The sequence below is a fragment of the Lactobacillus sp. UMNPBX17 genome, from assembly GCF_002553735.1.
In the GTDB taxonomy this organism is placed as follows: Bacteria; Bacillota; Bacilli; order Lactobacillales; family Lactobacillaceae; genus Lactobacillus; species Lactobacillus gallinarum.
The window spans coordinates 1-2,634 of sequence record NZ_PCYT01000105.1 but is presented as its reverse complement, the minus strand read 5'-3'; the positions used below and the strand labels follow the sequence as shown (position 1 = coordinate 2,634).

The window sequence follows — 2,634 nt, the reverse complement described above, 5'->3', positions numbered from 1 at the left end:
GCTTTTTTCATTTTTTAATATTAAAAAACAAACCTTTTCTCAATGTTTAGTACTAGCTATATAGTAATCATTCATAAGAACAGACTTCGACCAAGTTTCCATCTGGATCCCTAGTATAGCAGAAGTCATTTTTCCATGTGCACCATGCTTCTCTACTGGGCCCGAAATAATCTCTTGATTATTTGATTTATACTTAGCTATCACATTTTTAATAGGTTGATCAGTTTGAAGACAAAAATCAAAAACTCTCGTTTCCAATTGTTTAGCCACAATTGCGTTAACCCCATTAGTCTTTTTTCTCAGTCGAATTAATTAATCACCACATTGAAGAGAAACGAAGCCATTTTGTTTATCAACAATAGGCAATCCTAGAATTTCATGATAAAAATTCTTAGATTTATTTAAATCAGTCACAGTAATTACAAAATGATCCAAAGCAATAATTGTCATATTTTTACTGCTTTACATAAGTTATATTATTAAACGTGTTTATTTTTGGAACGATAAATCAATGGAATAACTTGTTTTTCAAATTCTGAGCTCTTAATTGGAATAATTACATCATCATCAACATTAAAAAGCTTAAGCTGTCCTTTTACTTTAATCGGATCAATCAAATTCTTAAGTTTAATGTACCAATAATAGCATTGATCGACATCATTCCAGTCTATTCGATACAGATCCATCACGCAAAGTGCATATCCTGGTGCAGAATTCGGCACTCTTTTTGCCGTAGAGCACATCAGAATTGGTCCACGATAATTAGTTTTCCACGTGCGGTATTCTATTTTCTTGGTGCCGTTAATCATCTGCATGATATAGTCACCACGCACAGACAAGGCTTTCATTATTTATCCCAGTGTTCTTTGATAAATTTTTCTCGGCCACCCGCTTCTTCCATTGCATAACGAAGCGGATCTTTTTTATAGAAATCTTGGTGATATTCTTCTGCTGGATAAAATGGTTGAGCTGGTTCAATTTGCGTTACAATCGGATCATCGAACTTGCCGCTTTCAGCTAATTCTTGTTTGGACTTCTCCGCAGCTTCCTTCTGTGCTGGTGAATTATAGTAAATTACGGGACGATATTGATCGCCACGATCTTGGAACTGCCCCATTGCATCCGTGGGATCAGTAACCTGCCAATAATATTGAAGCAACTTTTGATAAGGCATTTTTTCAGGATCGAAAGTAATTTCAACGGCTTCTGTATGCCCAGTTTTACCCGTGCAGACTTCTTCGTAAGTTGGATTAGCAACATGACCACCAGTATACCCACTAACTACCTTTTCTATTCCGGGCAGCTTATCAAATGGACTCACCATGCACCAAAAGCATCCCCCAGCAAAGATTGCCGTGTCTAATGCGCCTTTAAGCTTGGTATCAGTGATTTTCGTCTGTTCGTTATTCTCCGTCATTCTCTCATAACCTCCTAAATTCCGTGAAGTTTTCGTTTTTTTTCGGTTTTCATTCTTAAACCGAATTATAAACTAGATTATAATAATTTTTCATAATTTTTTAAAATAAAATGCAAAAAGCCACCCAAGAAGGTCTTTCATCCTTCTAAATGGCTTTTTTACTACATATCTTTTGCAGATTTCGTCAAATCATTCTTATCTGAAATCCAAGTAAACAATGGCAAATCAATATGACCATTTTCGTCAATTGAATTCATTACTTTTTCCATAAAGAATTCCTGCCAATGCTTATCTGGTTGTACACCGGGATGACCTAATTGAGGAACTAGCCATCCTTCACTCAATGGCTTGATTGGATTAAGACCTACTACCATCCCAATAGTATAGTTTGAAAAATCAAAACTGCCTTCGACTACTTTCCATTTAGGATTTTTCATTAATTCAGGTTGCAATTTATTTAACATTTCAGGCGGAATTTTACCCTCAGTAATTGCCATTCTGCCCTTAATTGGGCCATTTTTCTTTTCAAATTCTTGCAAAGTGCCTTGCATAAATAATTTTTGCCCCAATTGATCAAATTTCTTCTCTTCTTTTAACATAGTTAATTAATCAACTTCCTTTAATATGCTTAAGCTTTATTATACAGAATTTTATCAATGAAAAAAGCTTTCAAGATTCAATTAAACCTCTTAATCTTACATCTATAATCTAAATGGTTTAGTCACGCCCTTAGATTTAGTAGATAATATAAATATCATGAAAAAGTTTTTATATTTTATAATTTTACCGATATTAATTTTATTCATTCTATATTTTTATTTACCTGTCAACTACCCTAGACTGAAGTCTAGGGCTTAGTGGCTCGTTAGCTTGCGCCAACCAGAACACCAACTTGCTTAGATACGGACTTGACTTACCAGCAATAATCTTTTGGCTATTGCCGATAGAGGTCGTCTAATTACCAAAGCCTTTTGAGTCCGTGAGTTGCTAGCGGACTGCAGCCCCGAATAAGGCTGCTTCTTTTATTTTAGGATTCTGCCACTTGCCTAATCCTTTTTCTAGAATATTCACTGCCGCATTCCAATCGCGAATATGGTGCGTCTGACAGATTGGGCACGTCCATTCCCGATCCTTAAGGGTTAATTTCTTATAGCTATTTTGTCCCATAATACTGCCACATTGATGGCATCTTTGGGTGGTGTACTTAGGATCAATTG

Annotated in this window: 5 protein-coding genes; all 5 read right to left on the bottom strand. The window is 35.5% G+C overall.

The features are described from left to right. Positions 1-312: 312 nt before the first annotated feature. The gene (locus tag CP368_RS10930; protein WP_233185881.1) at positions 313-450 is read right to left on the bottom strand and encodes a VOC family protein; all 138 of its coding nucleotides are present in this window, start codon (positions 448-450) and stop codon (positions 313-315) included. 29 nt (positions 451-479) lie between these two features. Continuing rightward, positions 480-848 carry an ASCH domain-containing protein gene (locus CP368_RS09600; protein WP_025006185.1) on the bottom strand — a complete coding sequence of 123 codons (369 nt, stop codon included), beginning with the start codon at positions 846-848 and terminating at the stop codon, positions 480-482. Beyond that, positions 848-1,417: a peptide-methionine (S)-S-oxide reductase MsrA gene (msrA, locus tag CP368_RS09595; protein ID WP_087236176.1), complete on the bottom strand. Its 570-nt coding sequence runs from the start codon at positions 1,415-1,417 to the stop codon at positions 848-850. Before msrA ends, CP368_RS09600 begins: the two co-directional genes overlap by 1 nt. 161 nt (positions 1,418-1,578) lie before the next feature. Beyond that, positions 1,579-2,016, bottom strand: a complete 438-nt coding sequence (locus CP368_RS09590) for a hypothetical protein (RefSeq protein ID WP_087236174.1) — start codon at positions 2,014-2,016, stop codon at positions 1,579-1,581. Between the two features lie 388 nt (positions 2,017-2,404). Continuing rightward, on the bottom strand, positions 2,405-2,634 hold a 230-nt coding region (locus CP368_RS09585; RefSeq protein ID WP_143468325.1), incomplete at its 5' end, for a zinc ribbon domain-containing protein.